Raw genomic sequence first — 25,133 nt, forward strand, 5'->3', positions numbered from 1 at the left:
CCAAAAAAAATGATTTATGATTTACTTGTTTTGAACCCGAATCGAAATCCCATTATATAAAAGGTAGATTCATTTTTTCTTTAGTTCATGAAGTTAGCTTTTACAAATTCAACTACTTCTTCCGTTGTGCTCATAGAAAGAATCTTTTCTTTGAAGCTTGCGATTTCAGCTTTAGAAAGCTTCTTAATTTGAGTTCTTGCAGGTAAGATTGATGTTGCACTCATACTGAATTCATCTAATCCTAATCCTAACAGAATTGGAATTGCGATCGTATCACCGGCCATTTCACCACACATACCTGCCCATTTGCCTTCCTTATGTGCCGCTTCAATCACCATTGAAATAAGTCGTAAGATTGATGGTGAATATGGCTGATAAAGATATGAGACGCGTTCGTTCATTCGGTCGGCAGCCATTGTATATTGAATTAAATCATTTGTGCCAATACTAAAGAAATCTACTTCTTTAGCAAATTGGTCAGCTAATACAGCAGTGGACGGAATCTCGACCATAATTCCAATTTCAATTGTATCGGATACAGAAGTTCCACTCGCAACAAGCTTTTCTTTTTCATCAAGTAAAATCGCTTTAGCTTGTCTAAACTCATCAAGTGTTGCAATCATTGGAAACATAATTTTTAAGTTTCCATAAGTACTTGCTCTTAGTAACGCACGTAATTGTGTACGGAAAATTTCCTGTTCCTCTAAGCAAAGACGAATTGCTCTAAAACCTAGGAACGGATTTAATTCTTTCGGAAGATTTAAGTATGGAAGCTCTTTATCCCCACCGATGTCTAGTGTACGAACAACAACAGGTTTGCCTTCCATTTTTTCAAGAACTGTTTTATAAGATTCGAATTGTTCTTCCTCTGATGGAAGTTGGTCACGACCCATATAAAGGAACTCTGTACGGTATAGTCCAATCGCCTCTCCGCCGTTTTCGATGACCCCTTTTACATCTTCAGGAGTTCCGATATTTGCAGCAAGTTCCACGTGCTCTCCGTCACTTGTAACAGTTTTTTCATTTTTTAATTTAGCCCATTCCGCTTTCTGTGCTTCATATTGCTCTTTCTTTTGACGGTACTGAGCTAAAACTTCCTCAGATGGATTTACAATGACAGCACCATCAAGTCCATCAACAATAACCATTACCCCAGTTTCAATATCAGAAGTAACCGTTTTTGTTCCAACAACTGCTGGAATCTCCATGGAACGAGCCATAATTGCAGAGTGTGAAGTACGGCCACCAATATCAGTGGTAAAGCCTTTTACATACTTTCGATTTAATTGTGCCGTGTCTGAAGGTGTTAAATCTTCCGCAATTATGATGACTTCTTCTGAAATCATACTCGGATTAGAGATGGTAACACCCAGTAGATGAGCCAATACACGTTTTGTAACATCACGAATATCAGATGCTCTCTCTGCCATATATTCATTTTCCATTCCTTCAAACATGGTAATGAACATATTCGCTACTTCTTGTAACGCAAACTCTGCATTCACATTTTCAGAGCTTATTTTATCTTTAATTGGATTAAGGAGTTCCGGATCACTTAAAACAAGAAGATGGGCTGAAAAGATTGCCGCTTTGTCTTCCCCTAGTTCAACATTTGCTCGATTCTTAATCGCTTCTAATTCTTCTTTTGATTGATTAACTGCTTCTTCAAAACGCTTAATTTCAGCATCCTTGTCACTAATTGTTAGTTTTTCAACGGTTAGATCTGGATGCTCTAAACGAAAGCTTTTTGCTATGGCGATACCCGCTGAAGCAGCAATTCCATTAATCATTTCAGACATTATTCACCAAGTCCTTCATTTGCCATAATTTCTGTCAAGTTAGCAATTACTTCTTCTTCGTCAGACCCTTCTGCAACAATCTTTACCTCTGCACCTTGTCCAATCCCAAGAGACATAACACCCATAATTGACTTAAGATTTACGGACTTTCCGTTGTATTCTAATTGAATGTCTGAGTTATATTTACTAGCAGCCTGTACCAATACTGTGGCTGGACGTGCATGAATACCTGATTCACTTGTAATTTTAAATGTTTTTTCTGCCATGTTTATTTCCCCTTTTCACTAATTTTAAAAATAATTACTTGTAGTATTTGTTCGTTTCCGGTAGATATGTAAAGAAAGAGTATTATTGTGCTCCCTGATTGTAACAAATAAAGGCATGAGAAAGACGATAAAACCTATGCAAAAAAAATGTAATTTTCGCCTAGCTTTTATCAAAACTTTACTCATGCCTGATCGAGTCAGTAACACGTAATACATACAATTATGTAAATTTTAGATTATGATTTGGTTAAAATGCTCTTACCTTTTATACCTAACCTTTTACACGAAAAAGTATAGCATAGGAATAGAACTTATTTCAACAGAAAGGCAAATAATCGTTTTAAAACGAAAATTGAGAATGTTTTTCATTAACAATAACTTATTATTCAAATGTACTATTCTTTACAAACAGTGCATTTAAAGATTACAATCCTTAAAGGTAGTCATGTATAATAAGCAAATATTGTATTTTATCTACATAATAAGTTGGAGGTGCTTTCATTGATCAAACTGATTGTTAGTGATTTAGATGGAACACTATTGCGGGAAGACAATTCTGTAAATCCTGAAGATACTAAAGCATTAACCAAGGCCGCAGAAGATGGACTTCAAATTAGCATCGCCACGGGTCGAATGGATACAGAGATAAAAGAAGTATTAAAATCGATTGGGCAAAACTTCCATCGAATTAGCCAAAATGGGGCATTTGCATCAACCTTAGATGATCGGTCCATTTTTTCTCGTACCTTCACAACCGAAATCGCAGAAACAATCTATAATAACGTATTGAATCCGAAGTTCGTAACGATTGTCTGTAGCTATGACACAAATTACACCCATGAAAATAATGAGTATGTTGAGGGTGTTCAAAAAAGAATGTTCCATCCTATCATCATTGATCCAGAAATAAGTACGAAGTTTAGCGAAATTAAACCATCAAAGATTACCCTGATTGGTTTCGAAAACGATATTGTTGAGACGTACGAAACACTTTCTAATGATTATTCCGATGAAATTGATTTGTTCATTTCCGAGAAACATGTTTTGGATATTATGCCAAAGCAAATTAGCAAAGGGAATGCAATTATAAAACTTCTCGAGGATCTTTCTTTAAATCCAGAGGAAATTGCATGTATTGGGGATTCTTTTAATGATATTCCGATGTTCCGCTTAACTCCTTACAGTTTTGTGATGAAGACTGCACATGAAGAAGTGAAAAAAGAAGCAAAATTCGTTGTTCAATCTGTGGCAGAAGCGGTTGAAATGATCTTAAAAGAAAATAGTAAACAAAGTGTTTAAGTAGACTCGAAGAGATTCGGGTCTTTTTATGTTATAAAAGAATGCATCTAACCAAAAACTAAATAAAATCATTTGCACTGATTTGTTGGAGGAAAAAGAGATGCCATATATAACAGGTACGAATCAGACCCAAATCTACTATGAAACCCATGGTGAAGGGAAACCAATTGTTTTCATTCACCCTCCTGGAATGGGACATGTAACCTTTAAACTGCAACAACCCCTGTCAAAAAAATTTCAAGTTATTACATTTGATCTACGTGGAAATGGGAATAGTGATCCAGGAACTGAGGATATCACCATTTCATTATTAGCAACTGATATTCTGCAACTGATAGATCAACTAGCTCTCGAAAAAGTCGTTGTATGCGGTTATTCCAATGGCGGATCCATTGCATTGGAATTTGCCCTTTCCAATCCCGAACGTGTTGAAGGCATCATATTAATTGGTGGTTTTTCAGAGGTGAACACATTTTTATTACGGTCAGAATTTAAGCTTGGAATTTCCACCGTTAAAATGAAAGGATTATCTGTTTTAGCAAAGGTATTAGGGAAGGCACATGGTACAACAAAAGAATATAAAAAGGAAATTGAACAATATGTAAAAAAAGCAAATGTAAATATTCTCTATCAAATGTACATAAGAGGACTCGAATATAATTGTTCACATCGATTAAAAGATATAAAAGTCCCTGTTCTATTAGTTGATGGTTCCTTCGATTTCTACATGCACTCCTATCAACGTTTTTTAGAGAAGGAAATTCCAAATGCAGAGAGAGTCTTTGTTAATAAAGCTAGACATCAAGTACCGACGAGACATGCACATACATTCAATCAATTAATTGAAACATTCATAGAAAAACTATAATCGTTCGTTCATTTTATACCGTAAGATAACACATACTAATAATCGAACAAAAATTTAAATAAGGGGGTCAACATAATGGCTAAAAAAGGAAGACAAAATAAGGTAAGCCAAGAAGTGGCAAACCCAACTGTTTCACATAACGAAGAATTTGGCGAAGAAATTGGCGGAACACCTAAAAAACAGAAAAAGAAGAAAAAATAAGCAACATGAAAAAAGAACCTGGACACCCAGGTTCTTCTTCTTTCATTTCAACTTCTTTAACGATTTAATCTTCTCTTTTAGGTTCTGGACGATCTCCTCACAAGCCTTGTTTTCCTCATCGGTTAATACTTCATCCCCGTAACGTACTCTCTCATAGAGTTCAACAAGTCGGAAGTCAAGGAAATGATTTCTTCCTAACCATTCTGATACACTTTCATGATGGTATCGTCCAAATCCATGCTTTGCTGAGAGCACCTCAAGTTCAAGGATAAGCTTTCGTACCTTTACTTGTGGTGTCTGTCGTTTTGAACGTCTCCATTTTGCAGTAGGGCTTGTAACACCTTCTGTAATCGTTGCATATTGGTATACGTCGCCAACCACAGCAGCTTCTTTTACAAATCTCTTTTTTGCTAGTAAGAAAAGAATCACTGCTAATAGGAGTAAACCAAGAATGGATAAATAAAACCAAATATCAAAGCTGCCAAGCAACTCAAAGAATGTATTTTTCTTTTCTGTTTCTTCCCAGTTCAAAGTTCCAACACTTTCACCTTGAGAACTTCTATAGGAATCGATATTTTCGACAGCATTAAAAAGTGGCTTTGAAACCCAGTAAAAGCCCGTTCCGATAATGGATGTAATCAAAGACAAACCCTTAACAAGAACGATTGGAAAAATAACCGCGACACCAATAGCACCCACAAACAAGCCACTAAACAGCCCGACAACGGACCAGGAGTTCTGTTTTGTAGCGATTGTTTTCTTCACGAGTGAACTTGTACTTACACTGTTTAGTATTTTTCCAATCATAAAGAAAAGCAATTGAGCCACAAGTAAATATAAGATAAGGTCACCGTGGACATACCCTTGGACCTTTGCAGCAAAATAAGTTAACCCACCAAATACTAAACTACCATTTAAAATCATAGCTTCCGTCAGCTTAGGATTCTTGTGGTAATGGATAATGATTCGATAACAAACAACAGCCGCAATCACAATGCTTTGACCAAACGATAGCCTTATTTCACTGCTAACAAGTGCAAGCAATGGAACGATTAACATAATGAAAAAATACGGGGTATTTGATTTCATCAGTGATAACAGGAATGCAATGATGACTGCCCCGATGCCCGTTAGAAACAGAAATGGTATAATGGGCGGCAAATAGTCTGTGTGAATATAGAACAACATTAGTAAAATATAGAGAAGGATCATCTCCATTACGTATTGATACGACTTCAGTAAAGACTGACTATATCGCATGGGATTTCCCCCTCCTCATTGCCAAGGATGCCTTCTGTAATAAGATGGAGTCATTATTCTCAATTAGTTTAAAACAATCGACACCTTTTCTTGCAAACCTACTGAGAATCAGTTCCTCATTTTCTTCTATTTCACCTATCATAATGAAGTAAGGTGAAAGTTGTTGCTGTCTTTCGATAGCGTGAATCATAAAATGAAATGGTATTGTTACACTATGCTTACTGAGACGAGCAATTAATTCCAGTGCTTTAGCTAAATGTTCCTTTCCTTTTCCTACTGGTAGGTGGATAAAAGGGGTTCTCCCTGCCCTTCTGACATTTACATACACTTCAAATGGAATGTTTTTTAACGTAGCTGCTTCAAGCATATACGTTAACCCGCTTAAATACTCTTCTAGTTTTCGTTCGCGCACATTAATGATAATAGTCCAAGAGAATTGAGCTGTTTTATCATAAATCTTCGTTTGTAATTGATTCGTACGAGCACTCGCTTTCCAATGCACCCGGTTAAATGGATCTGTTGGCACATAACCTCTCGTTCCGATTATTTGTGTCATGTTTTCAAAAAACGAACTCCGAATTGGGTACTCTCCTTGATTTTTCGGAACAATTTTTTCAATCCCTCCAACCGTTTCCGGGGAAGAATAAATAATCGTTTCAAAGGCAACCGGTTTCGTATATTGAAGATATGCCTCACCAAAGCCAAATAAATGAGGAATTCTTAGCTCGAGCGTACGTATTTTCGCAACTCCCCTTTGCTTTCCTTCAAAAGGCAGGACTGTGGTTTGAGCCTGTCTTCCAATTAGTGTAAGTGGTAAGGTTAGTTCAATTTGTTCTGTCTCTAGTATTTTTCTTTCATTCTGAAATCCTACAACATGATCTACAGTTAGCCGAATTTGGCCATTTATGATTGGTAAACGGCCATCTTGCTTTAATGTTAGTGAAAAATCATCATCTTCCCCTTTAAAGAGCTTTACGGTTTCTTTATCAATTGAAACGCTGATTCTATTTCCAACATGTTTTAAATAATATTTGTTCACAAATACATATAAAAGAAACAATACCCCTACAAAAAGAAGCAAAAACACCTGTGAAAGAATCCCTACAAGTATAAAAACAGAAGAAAGAAAAGACATATACGACAATTCATTTCCAATGGATATTTGCCGTTTCCAGTCCATTACTTCACTGCTCCCGCTTCCACCGGGACAGAAACCGTTGATAGCAGTTCATGTATAATCTGACGATTCGTTTTCTTAAGTGACCCCTCCATTGTGAGCACAAGTCGATGAGAAATGACATATGGAGCCATATATTTAATATCCTCAGGGGTTACAAACATACGCCCATCCAAATACGCTTTTCCTTGAGCAGCCTTCATAAGTGCTAGAGTCCCCCTTGGACTGACTCCAACTTCAACATCCGTATGCTTTCTTGTTGCGTGTACGATTCTAAGTAAATAGTCTTCTACTTCATCGGAAAGCTTCACTTGCCCGACCTCAGCTTGCATCGATATAATCTCTTCTTTTGTAAGGACCTCCAAAATTTCCTCAATCGGATTATTTTGACGATAGGTTCTCATAATTTGCTTTTCCTCTTCAAAGCTTGGATAACCCAAATCAATTTGGACAAAGAAACGGTCCATTTGCGCCTCTGGTAATGGAAAAGTCCCCTGTTGTGACTCAATTGGATTTTGAGTTGCGATTACTACAAACGGTGATGGAAGTTTTAAAGTTTCTCCATCGATCGTCACCTGACGCTCCTCCATGACCTCAAGCAAACTCGATTGAGTCCTAGGAGTTGCACGGTTAATTTCATCGGCTAATAGAATATGAGTCATTACCGGACCCGGGCGCAGTTGAAATTCCTGCTCTTTCGGATTAAAAAATTGAATCCCAGTAATATCACTAGGTAGCACGTCCGGTGTAAATTGAATGCGCTTAAAATTACCACTAATAGACTTTGCAAAACTTTTAGCAAGCATCGTTTTCCCCGTACCAGGCACACTTTCTAGTAAAATATGACCTTTATTAATAAGGGAATTTAGGACAAGTTCTATCACCTCGTCCTTCCCGATGATGACTTTCCCAATATTCTCTTTGATTTTTAGAACATTCTCTTTTGCAGACATAATTGCCCCCTGTTTTTATTGAATTGGTAATCATGTGACAATTTAAATTTATCAAATAAATAGATGTTTTCCAACATAAATAATTATTTTGGACTATAAATAAAAACAGACAGACCCCTAGAATTAACAATGGTCTGCCTGTTAAATTCATTATCCTTTTGTAATCTCGATGATATTTTCTTCAGAAAGATTAATGTTACCTTGCTTTTTAAGAACGATTTCTTCTCCCTCTGCAAGGTTTGTAAAGACAATCGGTGTAATAATGGACGTTGCATTTTTCTTAATAAAGTCTAAATCAACTTTTAAAAGTTGTTGACCTTTTTCGACCTTATCATTTTCACTCACAAACGTTTCAAACCCTTGTCCTTTAAGATTAACTGTATCAATCCCAACATGAATCAGAATTTCTCGGCCTGAATCAGATAGAATACCAATCGCATGTTTTGTGGGGAACAAGTTGATTACTTTTCCATCAACAGGTGAAACAATGACACCTTCAGATGGTACAATTGCAAACCCATCACCCATCATTTTACCAGAAAACACAGCATCAGGAACTTCCGTAATTGGCTTTATTTCACCTTTAATAGGCGAATTAAAATGATCAGCACCTTGTTGTTCATTACTTACTATATTTGGATTTGTTTTTTCAATTTGGTTCGTTTCTAATTCACGGGGTTTTTTCCCGCTCATTACGTCTTGCATTTGGCTTTTAATGGTTTCAGAACGTGGTCCAAAGATGGCTTGAATATTATTTCCAACTTCTAGTACACCAGCTGCACCTAGTTTTTTCAATTCATCTTTATCGACATTTTTAATATCGTTCACAGAAACACGTAGTCGGGTGATACATGCATCAAGATGGGCAATATTTTCTTGTCCGCCCATTGCATTTAGAATGTTATAAGCGAGATCTCCAGCCTGCCCTTTCTTTTCCTCTTCACCTTTTACTTCGCGTCCAGGTGTCATGAGATTAAACTTCTTTATTGCAAAACGGAAAACAAAATAATAAATAACTGCAAAAACGAGACCTAATAATATTGCGATCCACCAAGGCTCTCTACCTGGCAATATACCAAATAAGAAAAAGTCAATTCCTCCACCGGAGAAAGTGTAGCCTATATTAACACTCAACGCTGTCATTAAAACAAATGATAATCCATCCAGCACTGCATGGATTAAGAAAAGAATAGGTGACACAAACATAAATGAAAATTCAAGTGGCTCTGTGATACCCGTTAAGAACGATGTTAGGGCACCTGAACCTAATAAACCGGCTACAAGTTTTTTATTTTCCGGACGTGCAGCATGATACATAGCAAGCGCAGCAGCCGGTAAACCAAACATCATAATTGGAAATTCACCAGCCATAAAGTTACCAGCGGTAATTTCCACTCCATCTTTCAATTGTGAAAAAAAGATCGTCATATCTCCCCGGACGACTTGGCCAGATGCGGTTGTATAAGAACCGAATTCATACCAGAACGGCGCATGGAAAATATGATGTAAACCAAACGGAATTAATAATCTCTTTATAAATCCAAAGAAAAACACAGCAAAATACGTACCTTCTTCTATCAGCCAAAGTGATGCACTATTCATTGCATCTTGTACTGGTGGCCATACGACCAATAATAAAAGACCGGCTATAAAAGAAAACGCGGCAGTTGCAATCGGAACAAATCGTTTCCCTGCAAAAAATCCAAGAAACGAAGGCATTTCAATGTCATGAAAGCGGTTATAAGCAAAAGCAGCTATAAGACCAACTATAATTCCGCCAAATACACCTGTTTGTAATGTAGGAATTCCTAATACAGATGCAAAAGCAGGATTATCAGTAAGCATATCAGGAGTAACTCCCTGCCATGAACTCATTACCTGATTTAGAACTAAATATCCGACTAAAGCAGCTAGTGCTGCTGCACCGTCTCCAGCTAAACCAATCGCTACCCCAACTGCAAAGAGAAGGGCTAGATTACTAAATATAATCCCCCCAGCATCCTCCATCACCGAAGCAATAAGTTGAATCCAATCTGCTTCCAGGAATGGAAGATATTGAAGCATCGTTTCTTGCTGCATCGCATTTCCTATTCCAAGTAAAAGACCTGCTGCTGGTAAAAGAGCTACAGGTAACATAAGCGCTTTACCAATCTTTTGCAGGACACCAAAAACTTTTTTAAACACGGTTCAAAACCCCCTACTAATTTTTCATTCTCATGAGGTAATCGCATAAACATAAAAAAGGCATGAGAAAGAGGATAATCGAAAGAAGTTACATGAATAATATTCTCCCAATAAAGGGCGCAATATATCCTGTTAAACTTACTTCAATCATTCTCTTTACTCATGCCTGATCGAATCAGTAACACGTTAAAAACAATGTATACTATTTAATTTTCTTCTGAAGCCTTTGCAGATGCATCGTTATATAGACTGCTTCTGCGTCAAAAACTGGTTTCTTCAGCGCTTGCTGTATTACCTTAATGAGTTTCCACGAGAGATTATAACATAATGGATATTCTTCTTTCAAGAGTGAAGTGATTTTTTCTGGTTCTTCTACTTTCTCTCCCACTTTTACACGTTCAATAACGAACCTCAGATGTCGTACAAGTCTCATATAATCAATGCTCTGTTTGTCAATCACCATTTTCAACTGTTCCTCTACCAATTGAACTAATTTTGTCATTAGTTGAGAATGCTGATTTACTTCAGATAAATCTTTATTGGTTATTGCACTGTGGATGTGAAGAGCAATAAAACCAGCTTCTCCCTCTGGCAAGTGTATATTACATTCTACTTTAAATAAATTCATTACTTCCTTTGCTAAATCGTATTCCCTAGGATACATGGTTTTCGTTTCTATTAAAAAGGGATTTCGGATTTCTAACCCTTGTGAAACTCTGGCAACAGTAGTCATCAAGTGATCGGTCAAGGCTACATGGATATGTTCATTCAACGAAGCATCTGTCCTGCTTTTGATTAACTCAATGGCAGAAATAATCACTCTCTGTAAGTCATCTTCTAAATATGGTAGAAGCTTAATATAGTTAGTTTGTATTTTTTCATTTTTAAGGACGAACAGCTTTTCTACGCTAGCCGCATCGAGCACTTCTTTCTGCCTTCGGTTAAAGCCGATGCCCTTTCCTATTAAAACGACCTCCCCATAATCGGAGTGATCTGCAATGACGACATTATTATTCAACACTTTAGATATAGTAATGACAGACATCTTAATTCCCCACTTTTTATCTTAGACATACAATTCATATCGTATATGAGCAAGAAAAAGAAATCAATAATTTTACCTTTTAATGAATTGTGTAAGTCATAAGAAGACAAAGTGTACAAATAAAAAAAGGAGTTTAATTCAACTATCCTTTTTGTGATGTCTGACAGGTAAAGTAATGACGACTTTTGTTCCGAACCCAACCTTACTTTTAATTTCAAATATTCCTTTATGGTCTTGGATAATTTTGTTACTCATCGTGAGCCCAAGTCCCATTCCTTTTTCTTTTAATGTGAAAAATGGTTCTCCAATTTTTTCAAGGCGCTCTTTAGGGATACCTACCCCTGTGTCGATTACTTCAATTTGAACTTTGTCCTCTATTCTTTTAGTACGAATTTTTGTTCTTCCTCCATTTGGCATCGCATCAATTGAATTTTTAATGACATTGACAAACACTTGGATTAGTTCATTCATATCTCCATAAAGAACAGCATGATCTGCATCATTTTCAATGATAATCTTGACATTATAAAGGGTAGCTTCGTGTGATGTGAGCTTGATGACATAATCGAGTAATTCTTTTAATTCAAATTCCTTTAAAATTTTACTTTGCGGCTTGGAAAATACGAGTAATTCACTAACAATCTGATTAATCCGATCAAGTTCAGAAAGGATAATATTAGAAATTTGAGATGTTGATTCATTCTTTTCCTTTTGCAATTGAACAAAGCCTTTAATCGTTGTCAGTGGATTGCGGATTTCATGGGCTATTCCTGCTGCCAATTCACCCACTACAGAAAGTTTTTCCCTTCTAAGCGCAAGCTCTTCAGCGGCTTTTAAGTTCGAAATATCCCTTCCAATTAGCACTAGCCCCGTTCTTTGTCCCTCTTCAAATAAAGGTACTCGTATGACATCAAAAGTCTTATGTTCCTCACTTGGGATCATGATGGTTTGCTCTACCCTGGTCTTTATCCCTTTTTGCCAAGCCTCTTCATCTAATTGTGCATTCTCAATTAGATATTTCTCAAACCTTGGATACATTTTAGCCATTTCAAAATCCGTTTTGTTTTTATAAATTTCAAAGTCAAGTTGGAATAGTTCTTTTGCATACCGATTCACTCGAATCCATCTGCCCTTCCCATCTTTGAAACAGACAAAATCAGGCATCGCATTAATAAGTGTCGACAATTCATTCTGTTCTTCTAATGCATGAACATATGCATCATTCTTCTCAATAATAAGATGAATTAGTATGGTCGTGAAAGCGACAAAAATTAACCCCTTCCCAATTTGATAGTAATTAGCATATTCAGAGGGAAAACGATCAATTACGTATTCAGAGAAAGTTATCCATATTAGGCTTGCCAAGAAATAGATAAGCAACAATCTCTTCTTGAAAAGTGTTTTTACAGACATGACAAGCACCCCATTATCATTTGACAACAAGAATATTTTTCTGTATAATAAAAATTTGTTCCCTATTAACTTTAACATAATTATTATATATAGATATAGATAAATTTAATTTTACGTTTTATCTTTTACATTTGAGAAAGACTTATTCACACTGGACCGGCTTCGGAGCCGAAAGGACGAAAGAGAGGTAGGGCTTTCGTTGTTTAAGATTTTCAAATCTACCGCGGCATGTATGTATCATCAATTATGTATCTAAAGTTTTATTACGCCCAAAAAGTGAGAACCAACCCGTGTATTTATGGTTGGTTCTTTTTATTTTACATTAAATACTTAGCGCCATGTAGAATAATCGCCCTTGTTGCTTTTGGTTCTATCCCAACTAGAAAAGGGCGTTCCCCTCTCGGATGGTCCTTAAAGCTAAAATACACATCAATTGTGTCAAAATGGACCTTAAATGCTTTTTGTTCAGTGCCAGGTAGTGTTGAAATGTGGACTTTACCATTTAATACTTTCGCCCATATGTCTGCGAGATTTTCCGGTTGTTTCACAGCGTATGCAATGAAGGAAATGGATTTTGAGTCTGGAACATAAACCCCTATTTCATTAAGCTCTTGTTCCCTAATTCTATCATCACCTTTCCACTCAATAAAAAATGGCATTGGTCGGGTATGATCAATGAAGAGCATCGACCATTTGAGAATAGTCCCATCTGGACGTTTTCTGGAGCCTGGTAAGGGTCCAATTGTTTTGATGCCTTTTTGTGTAAGCTCTTGGTTGGTTTTATCGATTGAGTTGGTCCGGAAGGCAATTTGTGATAGTCCTTCTCCTCGTTTGTAATCCTCATATAAATGACGACTAAATGGGTGGCTACCTTCTTTTGTAACCTCTAGATTGTTAATCCCAATCCATTCGATATAAGTAAGATTCTTAAAATAACATAACGTATTATAGGTACCCCAATTCTCGTGATTACCACCTTTTGCCGTATGGAAACCAAGAAGTTTAAACGCTGTCATTGCCTCAAATGGATCATTTACATAATGGACAACATGGTCAAAACGTATATCCAACAAATCTTCCCCCTAGCGGATTTTTATTATATTTTACCAAAAAAATAAGACCCTTATAATCAGGGTCTTATTTTCGTTTCTGTTATGCACCTAGTTGTTGAGTTGGATTTGTATAGGTTTCAGTGTCAAGTTCTTTTGTTACTTTACTTGTAAGAACACCTGCTGTCATACTACCGCTAACGTTAAGTGCTGTACGTCCCATGTCAATTAAAGGTTCAACAGATATTAATAAACCTGCTAATGCTACTGGAAGGTCAAGTGCTGATAATACGAGGATGGCAGCAAAAGTTGCTCCTCCTCCAACACCAGCAACACCGAAGGAACTAATCGCTACAATCACTACCACTGTTAAGATAAAACTTGGATCCAACGGATTAATACCCACTGTTGGTGCAATCATTATCGCGAGCATCGCAGGGTACACACCTGCACATCCGTTTTGTCCAATGGAAAGTCCAAATGAACCTGCGAAGTTTGCAATTCCTTCTGGAACACCTAAATCATTTGTTTGTGCTTTAATGTTAAGTGGCAATGTACCTGCACTACTACGAGATGTAAACGCGAAAGTTAATACAGGAAAAGCCTTTTTAACATACGTAATTGGATTCAATCCGGCTAATGTAATTAACAATAAGTGAATCGCAAACACAATCAATAACGCAACATATGATGCTACAACAAATTTACCAAGCTTATAAATCGCACCATAATCACTCGTAGCTGTCACTCGTGTCATAATCGCAAGAACTCCATATGGAGTTAGACGTAAAATTAACGTTACAACGCGCATGATAACCGAGTAAAATGCATCAATAATTTTCGCAAACAATTCTGCATTCTCAGGATCTTTACGACGAACTCCAAGGAATGCAATTCCTATGAAAGCTGCAAAGATAACAATAGCAATAGTCGATGTGGAACGTGCACCAGTAAAATCTAAGAATGGATTTGCAGGCAATAAGTCAACAATCTGTTCTGGGAATGTTTTATCTTGAATACCCGCATATCGTTCCTCCAACGATGCTCCTCTATCTTGTTCTGCTTCTCCAGCTTCAATTTGAATAGCTTCTAAGTCAAATGCAACCGTTGTTCCAATTGCAACAAGTGCTGAAAGTGCAGTTGTTCCCACTAAAATTCCAAGGATTAAAACACTAATTTTTCCAATGTTATTTGCCATCTTCATTTTTGTAAAAGCTGATACGATGGAAATAAACACTAGTGGCATAACTATCATTTGTAAAAACTTCACATAACCATTTCCGACGATATTAAACCAACTAATTGACTCGGAAATGATTTCTGAATCAACACCATAAATGAGTTGTAGGACGAGACCAAAGACAATCCCTAGTCCTAGTGCTGCAAATACACGTTTTGAAAATGAGACATGTTTTTTCTGCATATAAAACAATAATAGTAATAATAAGACCATCAAAACGATATTTACAATACCAAGTAAACTCATATGTATTACCCCCTTTTTATTTACTAATGTATTAAAATATAATTGCTTACTCACGATACGTCAAGTACAAAATTGCCTAAGTAAAAATATAAAAGGATTTTCTCTCAAAAACTAATACGTCTAGAATCAATTGATGATTCTAGACGCCATCCAATCTTTATGCAACTTTTATAGCCTTTCCAAACGGGACTTTTGGTACATAATCATCCGGAACAAGCCAAAACACTTCAGCTTTTACATCTAACTCATCGTAAAAATAACCGGTAACATCGGTTATATAAAAAAGAGTATCAATTTTCTCTTCGTCCGCCCATTCCAGCACTTCAGTATAGGAGGACTTGCCATGCGTATAATATTTAATGGTAGGGTTTTGAATCGGTGTGATGGTTCTTATTTTAAAATCAGCTTGGACAAGCTGAGTTTCTGGGATCATTTCACCAAAAAACTTTATGATATTGTTAATTAAAACTGAACGGACCTGATTTGTTGATGTATCAATTGCTAATGCTATTTTTTTACCTTTACGATCCTTAAGTAAACCCATAAGTGACCTTTGCCATCTCACGCATCCTCAACTCCTCATGCATAATAACCAAAGGATGATTACTTGTCTAGTTTAAGCGACTAGAAACTAGAGAAATTTTAACTCCTCGAAAAGAAGCAAAAGGCGCCTCTCTGTCGGGATCTCCGACGCACAGGAATGTTAGTGCCGAATTTGCTACAGGACCTGGAGCCTTTATCGGCCAATTTTCTCATTTCTGGGCGAGTCGCTTTCAGTTTTCTTCCTTGGCTCCACTATTTTGTCACGTTTTTCGACTAAATATGAACAGTTTAAATAACAATACTTGGATTGGTTATAGGCGTGCATAAAGGTAAAACTATCAATAATTGGGGGAATGAAAAATGAAAACTTCGAAACAAGAGTTAGTCCAAAAACTTGAATTAAATAATGGATATGGATTTGTTGAATTAAATGGGGTACTTCATGAAATTAGACTCCTTGCTGGACATCAAATCGCTTTTTCAGGTGCATGTTGGAGATGGGAACAAACAGAGATGCCATCAGCCAATGGGGACTATAACGTGGTAACAGATGTACTTATAGAAGGGGAACCGGTTATACCAAGTTTTCCTACTAAGGATTCCTATAAATTCTACGAAACGGTTTCAGACTTTTCATAAGCATCTTTGTGGTTAGATTTTCCTTTTTCATTTATAGTAAATATAAACAAATCATATTTGGAGGAGGAGTACATAATGACAAACTTAAAACCATGGTTTGAAAAAGGCATGAACCAATACGAATACATTAACAGCATGCAAGTTCACAAGGAGAACCTCTTAAAAGTATATAATGGGTTTCAATTAGACGAAGCTGACAAGGAATTACTGCATCTGCTTCAAGAAAAAGAGTTAAAAGCAATCATTTTAGCAGCTGATTGGTGCGGAGATGCAATGGTCAATCTCCCAATTTTAATGAGAATTGCGGACGAGGCTTTACTTGAAACTCGCTATCTAATCCGTGATGAAAATTTAGAGTTGATGGATCAATACCTTACAAATGGAAAAGCCCGTTCGATTCCAATCATCATTTTCGTTAATAAAGAGTTTGAAGAGGTTGGTAAATGGGGACCTAGATCTCCAGAGGCACAAGCTGTTGCTGATGAATTAAAGGCAAATGTACCTGATAAAGATTCTCCTCAATACGACGCGGCTTTCAAAGCATTTATTAAATCGTTCACAGAACGTATCACTACAGACGAAGTGCTTTGGAGAGATATTAAAAATAGCATAATTGCTACAATAAAAAACGCATAATTATTGAACACTAAAACATATACTATATTTGAGACCGTCCACCACTTCCAACTTCGCATCGTTGCGGGACTAACCAGAACGGAAATGCGGGCGGTCTCTTTATGTGTTTAAATGGGTAAAAATAAATGCACCATAAAGAGAATAGTAAAAAGAAAAGCCGATGTATAATGAAACTTCCGGCGAAAACCGGAGGATTTTTTATGACGTAGATATCCCGCAAAAAGAGTAATTGCTAATAATAGAATAGCTAACATCCCGCTCATCATCTTTGGATTTACATACCCTATTAGCTCCCCTAACTTTACGAGCATGATTCCTCCATGAAACAGTATTAATATCGTACCGATGATTGCAAGCTTGATATGAGATTTCATCATTTGTCGTGACATTTTCGCAAGTGTTATTTTGAATTTCCGTACCTTCGTCCTGCGGATGACAAGAAAGATAAAATACATATTCACATTTATGATAAATAGGATGATTGCGATTTGAGCGAAAACCTGCCCTAGTGTGATGATTTGCGAGTCATGCAACCTAAAAATCCATATATATATAATTGTACTAATCACAAGTAGCGCATTTATAATAATCCAAATATAATAGGCCATTTCTTACCTCCCCTTCTATCTAGTTCCCATTTTATCAGATAGTAAGAAAACTAGTTGTGTGTGATGTCACTAGATGTACTTGTAGTACAGGAGCAAATTCTTCTATTTTTTTGCATCTGTGGGGGATTATAGATTTGGTTTGATGGTTTAATCTCCCCTAAATTCTTTCGAGTGCTAGGATGTTAACCAGGTTTGCTGGTTCGCTCTCTCCTAATTTCATCCCAGTGGCTACTCATTTGCTGTATATTAGTTTCTATCATCCTAATCTACTTTCATACGTGCTAAAATTAATATAGAAATAAGTAAAATGGAGGGAATTTGATGTCTACATGTAATATCGATCATTCAAAAGATGACGTTGTTAAAAAGCTCCAGAGCCAGGAAAGCTTTTTGCCCAAAGAGCTCTATCACAAGGCTGCTCAGTTTTTAGAGCATGGGCAAACACAACTAACATTAAATGAATTGTTTCACCTATTAAAGAAATATGATTTAATGTCTGAAGAAGAACAACAAAAGCGTAATCTTGCAATGGTGGAACTATTCCAAGCATAATGAAAGGCACCACAACTTACTGTGGTGCCTTTTGTCTATATTTTATTTAACCACTGCACTTTTCTCCTCAACGTACTTGCGAATCACAGAAAGGAAATCCTCCCCGTAACGTTCCAGTTTTGTCTTAGCAACGCCTTTAATTTCAAGCAACTCTTTTTCATCAATCGGCGCCACTTCACTCATTTCACGTAATGTACTATCCGAAAAGACGATATATGGTGGCACTTGATCTCGACTAGAGATTTCTTTTCTGACCTCTCGAAGAATTTCAAATAATGTATTATCAGTAACAATCTGTTTTTTCGTCACCTGTTCCTTCTTATAAATTTTTACTTCCCCTTTAAGGACAGGAAGTGCTTTTGCATCAAGAATCAGCACTGGATACTGAGAGTTTGTCAATTTGACATATCCTTCGGCAGCTAAATAGTCGATTAAACCCACAATTTGTTTTTCGGAATACTGCTTGAGCAGGCCATATGTGGTTAATGTTGTAAATCCTAATTCAAGGATTTTTTTGTTTCTTGATCCTTTCAGCACCTGAGCAACTAACGTCTTTCCAAATCGTTCTTTCATTCGTTTAATACAGGAAAACACCATTAGCGCTTCTGTGGTTACATCTATTTTTTCACGGTTATCGGTACAGTTAAAACATCTACCACATTCGGGACTTTCGTTCTCTCCGAAGTATTCTAAAATATAGGTTTGTAGGCATTTTTCTGTATGACAATAATCAATCATTTGCTGTAGCTTGTAATATTCTTGCTCTTTTTTACCTTCATCCATTGTTGATTGCTCAATCAGGAACTTTTGTAGTTGGATATCCTGTGAAGCAAATAATAGATAACAATCACTTTTTTCACCATCACGCCCGGCTCGTCCCGCTTCCTGGTAATACGCTTCAATATTCTTCGGAAGGTTATAGTGAATGACAAATCTTACGTTGCTTTTGTCAATCCCCATCCCAAACGCATTTGTTGCAATCATAACATTAACAGTATCAAATAAGAAATCCTCTTGAGCCCTTTTTCGCTCTTCATCGGAAAGGCCTGCATGGTATTTTCCTACTGAATGTCCTTCTTTTTCTAAAAACGAATGAAGTTCATTAACTTCACGACGCGTTGCAGCATACACAATTCCGGATTGGTTATTATTTTCTTTTAAAAAACTTTTGACAAAATCTCTCTTATTTTCACCTTTTAGGATATTAAATGTTAAATTTTCTCTAGCAAACCCGGTAATAAAAACAGCAGATGGGGTAATTTGCAATTGGCTGCAAATATCATCCTTAACTTCAACAGTAGCGGTTGCAGTCAATGCCGCAACAACGGGCTTTTTCGGTAATTCTGCAATCATATATTGGATGTTTCGATAACTAGGCCTGAAATCATGTCCCCACTGAGAAATACAATGCGCTTCATCAACAGCAATCATTGAAATTGGGATAGAAGATAATAGGGATCGAAATTGAGAGGATTCGAGTCGTTCAGGAGCAATATAAATAATTTTAAAACGGCCAAGCCTTGCATCCTGCAGTCTTTCCTGTATTTCCTGCAAAGAAATACTACTATTGATATAAGTTGCAGCAATTCCAACTCCGAGCAAAGTGTCTACCTGGTCCTTCATCAATGAGATCAAAGGAGAAATGACGATTGTTACTCCATCAAAAATCAAGGCTGGAATTTGATAGCATAAAGACTTCCCGCCTCCAGTTGGCATAATCGCAAGCGTATCGTTTCCTTCTAAAATGTTCTCTATAATGGATTCCTGCCCAGGTCTAAAGGAAGAATATCCAAAATACGACTGTAATACCTGTTTTGCTTGTTCAATCATAAAAAAACACCTTTTTAATTTTATTTTTCTAATTTCTGCAAAAATGTGCGTTTGACGTAGTGTACTACCCCACATGTCCGCATGACCTTGTGCATACTATACAGTGTGGTGTTAGCTCCTTATTCTTTATCTGTTCGTGTTAGGAAGTGAGTATTCACTTCCTCTTTTTTGTTCCAACGATATGGGTCACAAAGAAGTTGTATTATTAGACATTCATCTTATCTAAATTATAAAGGAAGAACTTTAAGGTGTGAAGGGTGTCCACGATATGGTAAGATAAAACTTATTATATATATTGAGGGATGGAACACGTGGGTAATGCAAATCTACAAGTATCACAAACTTACGAAAAAAGATCTTTTTTGTTAGAGCACACACAATCACTCCGAAATAAGCTTCCTGGTGTAGCTCTCGTTTTTATTATAGGCGTTTTGGCGAACTCATTAGGTAAGGATTTTCCGTTGATTGGTGGAGCTGTAATTGCAATCATCATCGGAATCATGATCCGAAACTTTTTGGGAATACCGACTGTTTTTTTGGAAGGAATTTCCTATACGTTAAAAATGTTACTTAAGACTGCGATTGTTCTTCTTGGTTTTGGTCTTAGTTATGCCAGTATTTTTCAACTAGGGTATGAAGCAATTCTATTAGTTGTTGTAGCGGTTTTAGCAGGAATTCTTTTTACATTTTTATTGGCCAAACTCTTTAAGTTGAGTGGAAATATTCCAATTCTGGTTTCTCTAGGAACAGCAATATGCGGTGCAACAGCTATTGTTACATCAAGCCCAATTGTTCGTGCAAAAGAGGAAGAAACAGCTTATGCGATTAATACCATCTTTGCTTTTAATGTATTGGCGGTGTTATTCTACCCATTAATAGGACAACTTTTTTCCATGCCAGACCATATTTTTGGAATATGGGCAGGGGTCGCAATACACGATACATCATCGGTAGTAGCTGCTGGATATAGCTATAGCAATGCTGCTGGCGATACTTCTGTCATCATCAAGTTGATCCGAACACTCATGCTAGTGCCTGTTACTCTCATTCTATCTATCATTATTTCTATAAAATCAAAGGGAGCCGCGGGCAGCAAAGTGAAGATAAGTAAGGTATTTCCGATTTTTATCTTATTTTTCGCTGGAGCGGTGGCGGTCAATACCATCTTCTCGCTTCCAACATCGATTACAAGCATAACAGATGGGGTTGCCAAATTTCTAATCCTTATGGTCATGGCAAGTGTGGGTCTTGGTACTGATTTCAAAAAAATCAAATCAGTTGGCCTTCGTCCATTATTTCTAGGTTTACTATCATCTGTCATGATGGGACTGTTAACTCTAACCATAATTCAACTTCTCTATTAGGAAAGAAAGTGAGGTTTTCCTTCGGAGGAGTACGTTAATAAGTGATATTCTGGTTAAAAAAATGCGTGTCACCTTTTAATTAGGTTGACATGCTTTTTTATGTTCTTTACGAAGCATTTTAATTAAACCCAGTTTCTATTATTACTTTATCGTAGGGATTGTGGGGTAATTTTGCCTTATATAGAATAGTTTCGATGTTGGTTGTCAGAGTTCCTCCCTGATATCGACTCTACTTGATTAATTCAGACGTTGACTGTCAGAATAACTTGCTGATTCGGACTCTACTCGATTAATTCAGACGTTGGTTGTCAGAATTCCTCCCTGATATCGACTCTACTTGATTAATTCAGGCGTTGGCTGTCAGAATCACTCGCTGATTCGGACTATACTTGATTAATTCAGACGTTGGTTGTCAGAATTCCTCCCTGATATCGACTCTACTTGATTAATTCAGGCGTTGGCTGTCAGAATCCATGGCTGATTCAGACTCTACTTCATAAGTTCCGGGGATTGTTGTCAGAATCCCTAGCCAATTCAGACTCTACTTGATTAATTCAAACGTTGACTGTTCGAATCACTCGCTGATTCAACTCTACTTGTTAATTTCCTGCAACGACTGTCAAAATCTATAGACTTTTTGACTTACCCTTCTGAATTTCGTGTTAGATCTTATCTATTTGTTCCTGATAAAAATAACCAAGCATCGTGTATTACCAAATTTTTTATCTAGTCTGTTTCCCAACTTCTTTTCGTTCCTCCAAGATGTCACTAATCATTTGGATGTGAAAGGAAGCCCATGCTTTTTCACGAAAATGAAGAATTACACTAAAGAAAAGCAAAGCAAAATAAATGATACTAAATAGGATTAAATACAAGTAGCCTTTTCCAAACAAAAACTTTTGCAATTGGCTTGCAAAAAGAAACAAAAACCAAGGGATTGCCGTAATTAAAATGGGAATGATGCCAGAACCATTTTGCTCTTTTAACATGCGGTAATGAATGATTTGTAACGTGTTTGAATCAATTTTTTCATAAAAGGACTTAATATCTCGAACTTCTACCATTTCTTTAACATGGTGGAAGGTGGAATCATGATTAATATTCTTTTTTAGCCTAAGGTAAATTTTATGTGCATCTCCACGAAACGAAATCAACTGTAACATCCCTTCATTTAATCAGAATATATTGTTAGCCATTCCCAGTTTTGCACATGAAAATGCCCCCAATTTTGGCTTGGGGGCAACAGTTTTATGCTGGAGGATCAATATTTAAATCATCCGCGATTTCTTTTTCTTGATATTCTGTATCTTTTCGTGCATTGAAACGCTCTGCTTTTTCAACATACACCGCAATATTGTAATCGGGAATACCGGCAAATTTTTCATAACGTCCTCGTGGTAATAAAAAGTTCCCTTCTGGGAAGTGAACGCCTAGATTTTTTCTGGCGATATCAGCAAATTTGGCTTTTCCTTGGAAGACTCCAAAACCATTGTGGACAACGATTGCTTCCCCGTCTGTAACACGAAGCTCCTTCGCATCCATTGGATTGATCAGCACATCATAACGGCCGGCACCATTGAATGGATCAACTTCTTTATAAATCATAGAATTAAATTGCTTTCCACGGCGAGTCGTGAGTACGAATTGTTCTTCTTTCTTACCGAAATCAGGGATATCAACAGGAATTAAATTACCCCTTCCATCCGGGGTCGGGCATACTCCACCTTCGCAAAGCCATGCACCTCCCCATTGGAATACATCCCCTTTTTTCTTAAGGAGCTGTATACCGTTATAGTTCGGATTGGCAATGGCAATTTCATCGCGGATTTCCTGCCCGCTTTTAAAATCAATTAAATGTGCGTGTTCAGGTTTCACCCGCTTGGCCAAGTCTACATAGATTTTCCACTCAGCGCGAGCTTCAGCAATTTCATTTTTATTTCCTCCAATTTCAGGTGAAAAATAAACCATACGTTCTGTTGATGTTGATGTTCCTCCACCCTCTTGTTCATAACGTGTCTTAGCCGGTAAAACAATGACCGCTTCTTTTGCATCCACAAATGTTGATGTATTTAAAATAATATCTTGGTGCACACGAATATCGAGTTCAGACAATGCTTTCTCGACAAACTTAGGGTCTGGCATCGTTTCAAGGAAATTGCCACCAGACATATAATAGAGCTTTACCTTTCGTTCATGGTCCTCTGGGAGCACGATATTTTCAAGAGTAACCCCCACAATATCTCCTTGCCATTTTTGAATTTCAAAACCCCAAATTTCTTCCAGGCGCTTCCTATTTTTTTCATCAAATTCGCCACCTGGCAGCACGAATGGATCTGCTCCCATTTCACCAGAACCTTGTACAGAAGAGTGCCCTCGGAATGGCATAAGACCATTATACTTGCGACCTAAGTGGCCACGAAGCAAGGCAAGATTGGCGACTTGTGAAATATTATCTGTTGCAAATGAATGCATTGTTAATCCCATTGCCCATGTGTACACGGCATTTTTACTCTTAGCTAAAAGTTCTGCAAGTCCTCCGATTCTCTCCTTTGATACACCGGATGATTTTTCAATTTCATCCCAACTTTGCGCTTTGGCGTGCGCTTTCAGTTCTTCATACCCATTTACATGTTCCTTCACGAACTTATGATTAATTGCAGAACCTTGTTGCTTTTCCTCCATTTCAAACCAGTGCTTCATAATACCAAACATGAAGGCAATGTCTCCACCAATACTAACTTGGTAAAAATCATCTGCGAGCTTTGTTCCAAATAGGGCAGATTCCATATTTGATGGGATCCAGTATTTATCCATTGCAGGTTCTCTGTGTGGGTTAATTACAATAATTTTTGTACCACGCTTTTTAGCTTCAAGCATGTACTTCGTTGAAACAGGTGAACTGTTTGATGCAACACTTCCCCAGAATACCAATACGTCTGTACCAATCCAATCCTGATAGTTGGCAGTCGATGCCCCAACACCGATAGAACGCTTCATCGCTGTTTTACTAGGCGAATGACAAATACGGGAAGCGTTATCAATATGGTTCGTCCCTAAGAAACGAGAAACCTTAGCAGCCACATAATAAGATTCATTCGTAATCCCTCGGGAAGTCAGGTAAAATGCATACTGCTTCGGGTTCAACTTCTTCATTCTATTTGCAATCGTGTCCATCGCTTCATCCCAGGAGATTCTAGAAAACTTTCTTTCTCCTTTACGACGAATCATCGGATATGGAATTCTGCCAAGCTTTCTTAGTTCCGTGCTATTAAGCTTTCGAAGCTCATCGATATCTGCATGTAGAATATCTGATTGAATCGCCGGCATTGTACTTAAACGCAGTACATTTAATCGTGTCGTACACATATGTGGACCTGTCAATGTTTGATCATAAAGACCTGAAACACCAAGTGCACATCCGTCACAAACACCTTGAGTTAAAATACGTGTCGCATACCCTAGATTGTCCTTGTTTTCCCAAGCAACTTTCATTGTATCTCGTATGTGTTTTGGCTTCACTTTTCCTAAACCAAATGGAATCGGACTTACCCAATGCTTTGGTTGTGGCATTTTTGTTGATTTAATAGGTCCCTGATGCTTTGTTTCTCCCAAATTTAACTCCTCCTTATACACATTCAGTTATAACTATGTCTATGGTCAAAGTTAACATATATTAACTATGCTTTCGGCATTAAACTGCTTAATCCTTCTAAAACTCTAAAATTATAGAAAAAACCACCGAAACATGATTCTACGTTGTTAGAATAATGAACGGTGGTTAGTCTTTAGCAGGGTCGCTACCAAGTGCCAACACATAAGGTTGTTCAAAAATTCGACCTAAAATGACGCATCAAATTTCTGCGTACATTGCTCCGAGAACAGGGTGAATAACCAAGTTATGCGCTTGCGTCTACTCGTTTATTCACGAAGTAAATTCCTCAGCGCAAGGCTGCAATGTAGT

The 25,133-nt window shown here is 37.2% G+C and carries 22 protein-coding genes; 7 read left to right on the plus strand and 15 right to left on the minus strand.

All coding sequences use genetic code 11. The annotated features are described in order from the left end of the window. Positions 1-80: 80 nt before the first annotated feature. The gene (gene ptsP / locus AC6CHV_RS17585; RefSeq protein ID WP_341332039.1) at positions 81-1,799 is read right to left on the minus strand and encodes a phosphoenolpyruvate--protein phosphotransferase; all 1,719 of its coding nucleotides are present in this window, start codon (positions 1,797-1,799) and stop codon (positions 81-83) included. Then, complete coding sequence (locus tag AC6CHV_RS17590) at positions 1,799-2,065, minus strand: phosphocarrier protein HPr (RefSeq protein WP_099353628.1); 267 nt, start codon at positions 2,063-2,065, stop codon at positions 1,799-1,801. The genes ptsP and AC6CHV_RS17590 overlap by 1 nt, the downstream gene beginning before the upstream one ends. Positions 2,066-2,566: 501 nt before the next feature. Between AC6CHV_RS17590 and AC6CHV_RS17595 the strand changes: the two genes are divergently transcribed. The 3 genes from AC6CHV_RS17595 to AC6CHV_RS17605 all read left to right on the plus strand — a co-directional run bounded on the left by AC6CHV_RS17595 (position 2,567) and on the right by AC6CHV_RS17605 (position 4,433). Continuing rightward, positions 2,567-3,364: a Cof-type HAD-IIB family hydrolase gene (locus AC6CHV_RS17595; protein ID WP_498079320.1), complete on the plus strand. Its 798-nt coding sequence runs from the start codon at positions 2,567-2,569 to the stop codon at positions 3,362-3,364. A 100-nt stretch (positions 3,365-3,464) separates the two neighbouring features. Next, positions 3,465-4,232, plus strand: coding sequence for an alpha/beta fold hydrolase (locus tag AC6CHV_RS17600; RefSeq protein ID WP_498079321.1), 768 nt, complete (start codon positions 3,465-3,467; stop codon positions 4,230-4,232). A gap of 75 nt (positions 4,233-4,307) precedes the next feature. Further along, positions 4,308-4,433 (plus strand): hypothetical protein, encoded by a 126-nt coding sequence (locus AC6CHV_RS17605; protein ID WP_257215775.1) that lies wholly within the window; start codon positions 4,308-4,310, stop codon positions 4,431-4,433. A gap of 42 nt (positions 4,434-4,475) precedes the next feature. On the opposite strand, the gene AC6CHV_RS17610 is transcribed toward AC6CHV_RS17605, so the two are convergent. The 9 genes from AC6CHV_RS17610 to AC6CHV_RS17650 form a co-directional block, all read right to left on the minus strand. Further along, positions 4,476-5,693 carry a hypothetical protein gene (locus AC6CHV_RS17610; protein WP_498079322.1) on the minus strand — a complete coding sequence of 406 codons (1,218 nt, stop codon included), beginning with the start codon at positions 5,691-5,693 and terminating at the stop codon, positions 4,476-4,478. After that, positions 5,683-6,873: a DUF58 domain-containing protein gene (locus AC6CHV_RS17615; RefSeq protein ID WP_498079323.1), complete on the minus strand. Its 1,191-nt coding sequence runs from the start codon at positions 6,871-6,873 to the stop codon at positions 5,683-5,685. Before AC6CHV_RS17615 ends, AC6CHV_RS17610 begins: the two co-directional genes overlap by 11 nt. Next, a complete protein-coding gene (locus tag AC6CHV_RS17620) occupies positions 6,873-7,823 on the minus strand; it encodes an AAA family ATPase (RefSeq protein WP_498079324.1) in 951 nt (316 codons plus the stop codon). Before AC6CHV_RS17620 ends, AC6CHV_RS17615 begins: the two co-directional genes overlap by 1 nt. Positions 7,824-7,973: 150 nt before the next feature. Continuing rightward, the gene (ptsG, locus tag AC6CHV_RS17625; RefSeq protein WP_440273353.1) at positions 7,974-10,007 is read right to left on the minus strand and encodes a glucose-specific PTS transporter subunit IIBC; all 2,034 of its coding nucleotides are present in this window, start codon (positions 10,005-10,007) and stop codon (positions 7,974-7,976) included. Positions 10,008-10,209: 202 nt separating this feature from the next. Further along, positions 10,210-11,052, minus strand: coding sequence for a glucose PTS transporter transcription antiterminator GlcT (gene glcT, locus AC6CHV_RS17630; RefSeq protein ID WP_498079325.1), 843 nt, complete (start codon positions 11,050-11,052; stop codon positions 10,210-10,212). Between the two features lie 138 nt (positions 11,053-11,190). After that, the gene (locus AC6CHV_RS17635; protein ID WP_341332048.1) at positions 11,191-12,465 is read right to left on the minus strand and encodes an ATP-binding protein; all 1,275 of its coding nucleotides are present in this window, start codon (positions 12,463-12,465) and stop codon (positions 11,191-11,193) included. 317 nt (positions 12,466-12,782) lie between these two features. After that, positions 12,783-13,535, minus strand: coding sequence for a VOC family protein (locus AC6CHV_RS17640; RefSeq protein ID WP_498079326.1), 753 nt, complete (start codon positions 13,533-13,535; stop codon positions 12,783-12,785). An 82-nt stretch (positions 13,536-13,617) separates the two neighbouring features. Then, positions 13,618-15,000, minus strand: coding sequence for a cation:dicarboxylate symporter family transporter (locus AC6CHV_RS17645; RefSeq protein WP_498079327.1), 1,383 nt, complete (start codon positions 14,998-15,000; stop codon positions 13,618-13,620). A gap of 157 nt (positions 15,001-15,157) precedes the next feature. Next, the gene (locus tag AC6CHV_RS17650) at positions 15,158-15,565 is read right to left on the minus strand and encodes a VWA-like domain-containing protein (RefSeq protein ID WP_099353639.1); all 408 of its coding nucleotides are present in this window, start codon (positions 15,563-15,565) and stop codon (positions 15,158-15,160) included. Between the two features lie 338 nt (positions 15,566-15,903). Here AC6CHV_RS17650 and AC6CHV_RS17655 point away from each other — a divergent pair, with 338 nt between their 5' ends. Both AC6CHV_RS17655 and AC6CHV_RS17660 read left to right on the plus strand, forming a co-directional pair. Then, complete coding sequence (locus AC6CHV_RS17655; RefSeq protein WP_498079328.1) at positions 15,904-16,182, plus strand: hypothetical protein; 279 nt, start codon at positions 15,904-15,906, stop codon at positions 16,180-16,182. Between the two features lie 75 nt (positions 16,183-16,257). Further along, positions 16,258-16,818, plus strand: coding sequence for a thioredoxin family protein (locus AC6CHV_RS17660; protein ID WP_498079329.1), 561 nt, complete (start codon positions 16,258-16,260; stop codon positions 16,816-16,818). 107 nt (positions 16,819-16,925) lie between these two features. Here the strand turns inward: AC6CHV_RS17660 and AC6CHV_RS17665 are convergent, their stop codons facing one another. After that, positions 16,926-17,426, minus strand: coding sequence for a hypothetical protein (locus AC6CHV_RS17665; RefSeq protein WP_440273356.1), 501 nt, complete (start codon positions 17,424-17,426; stop codon positions 16,926-16,928). 321 nt (positions 17,427-17,747) lie between these two features. On the opposite strand from AC6CHV_RS17665, the gene AC6CHV_RS17670 reads away from it, so the two are divergent. Continuing rightward, on the plus strand, positions 17,748-17,978 hold the full coding sequence (locus AC6CHV_RS17670) for a hypothetical protein (RefSeq protein WP_341332055.1): 231 nt from the start codon (positions 17,748-17,750) through the stop codon (positions 17,976-17,978). A 42-nt stretch (positions 17,979-18,020) separates the two neighbouring features. On the opposite strand, the gene recQ is transcribed toward AC6CHV_RS17670, so the two are convergent. Then, positions 18,021-19,808, minus strand: coding sequence for a DNA helicase RecQ (recQ, locus tag AC6CHV_RS17675; RefSeq protein WP_341332056.1), 1,788 nt, complete (start codon positions 19,806-19,808; stop codon positions 18,021-18,023). Between the two features lie 311 nt (positions 19,809-20,119). Between recQ and AC6CHV_RS17680 the strand changes: the two genes are divergently transcribed. Then, positions 20,120-21,172 carry a YeiH family protein gene (locus AC6CHV_RS17680; RefSeq protein WP_341332057.1) on the plus strand — a complete coding sequence of 351 codons (1,053 nt, stop codon included), beginning with the start codon at positions 20,120-20,122 and terminating at the stop codon, positions 21,170-21,172. 722 nt (positions 21,173-21,894) lie between these two features. Here the strand turns inward: AC6CHV_RS17680 and AC6CHV_RS17685 are convergent. After that, positions 21,895-22,326, minus strand: a complete 432-nt coding sequence (locus tag AC6CHV_RS17685) for a hypothetical protein (RefSeq protein WP_341332058.1) — start codon at positions 22,324-22,326, stop codon at positions 21,895-21,897. Positions 22,327-22,420: 94 nt separating this feature from the next. After that, positions 22,421-24,784: an FdhF/YdeP family oxidoreductase gene (locus AC6CHV_RS17690; RefSeq protein ID WP_498079330.1), complete on the minus strand. Its 2,364-nt coding sequence runs from the start codon at positions 24,782-24,784 to the stop codon at positions 22,421-22,423. Positions 24,785-25,133: the final 349 nt, after the last annotated feature.

The sequence above is a fragment of the Ferdinandcohnia sp. GQ5 genome, assembly GCF_059759275.1.

What these genes read in the sequence shown, in the direction of transcription:
- AC6CHV_RS17610 (WP_498079322.1), bottom strand. Translation starts at nt 5,693, where the DNA reads ATGCGATATAGTCAGTCTTTACTGAAGTCGTATCAATACGTAATGGAG.
- AC6CHV_RS17620 (WP_498079324.1), bottom strand. Translation starts at nt 7,823, where the DNA reads ATGTCTGCAAAAGAGAATGTTCTAAAAATCAAAGAGAATATTGGGAAA.
- AC6CHV_RS17615 (WP_498079323.1), bottom strand. Translation starts at nt 6,873, where the DNA reads ATGGACTGGAAACGGCAAATATCCATTGGAAATGAATTGTCGTATATG.
- AC6CHV_RS17635 (WP_341332048.1), bottom strand. Translation starts at nt 12,465, where the DNA reads ATGTCTGTAAAAACACTTTTCAAGAAGAGATTGTTGCTTATCTATTTC.
- glcT (WP_498079325.1), bottom strand. Translation starts at nt 11,052, where the DNA reads ATGTCTGTCATTACTATATCTAAAGTGTTGAATAATAATGTCGTCATT.
- AC6CHV_RS17645 (WP_498079327.1), bottom strand. Translation starts at nt 15,000, where the DNA reads ATGAGTTTACTTGGTATTGTAAATATCGTTTTGATGGTCTTATTATTA.
- AC6CHV_RS17655 (WP_498079328.1), top strand. Translation starts at nt 15,904, where the DNA reads ATGAAAACTTCGAAACAAGAGTTAGTCCAAAAACTTGAATTAAATAAT.
- recQ (WP_341332056.1), bottom strand. Translation starts at nt 19,808, where the DNA reads ATGATTGAACAAGCAAAACAGGTATTACAGTCGTATTTTGGATATTCT.
- AC6CHV_RS17670 (WP_341332055.1), top strand. Translation starts at nt 17,748, where the DNA reads ATGTCTACATGTAATATCGATCATTCAAAAGATGACGTTGTTAAAAAG.
- ptsP (WP_341332039.1), bottom strand. Translation starts at nt 1,799, where the DNA reads ATGTCTGAAATGATTAATGGAATTGCTGCTTCAGCGGGTATCGCCATA.
- AC6CHV_RS17600 (WP_498079321.1), top strand. Translation starts at nt 3,465, where the DNA reads ATGCCATATATAACAGGTACGAATCAGACCCAAATCTACTATGAAACC.
- AC6CHV_RS17590 (WP_099353628.1), bottom strand. Translation starts at nt 2,065, where the DNA reads ATGGCAGAAAAAACATTTAAAATTACAAGTGAATCAGGTATTCATGCA.
- AC6CHV_RS17660 (WP_498079329.1), top strand. Translation starts at nt 16,258, where the DNA reads ATGACAAACTTAAAACCATGGTTTGAAAAAGGCATGAACCAATACGAA.
- AC6CHV_RS17665 (WP_440273356.1), bottom strand. Translation starts at nt 17,426, where the DNA reads ATGGCCTATTATATTTGGATTATTATAAATGCGCTACTTGTGATTAGT.
- AC6CHV_RS17605 (WP_257215775.1), top strand. Translation starts at nt 4,308, where the DNA reads ATGGCTAAAAAAGGAAGACAAAATAAGGTAAGCCAAGAAGTGGCAAAC.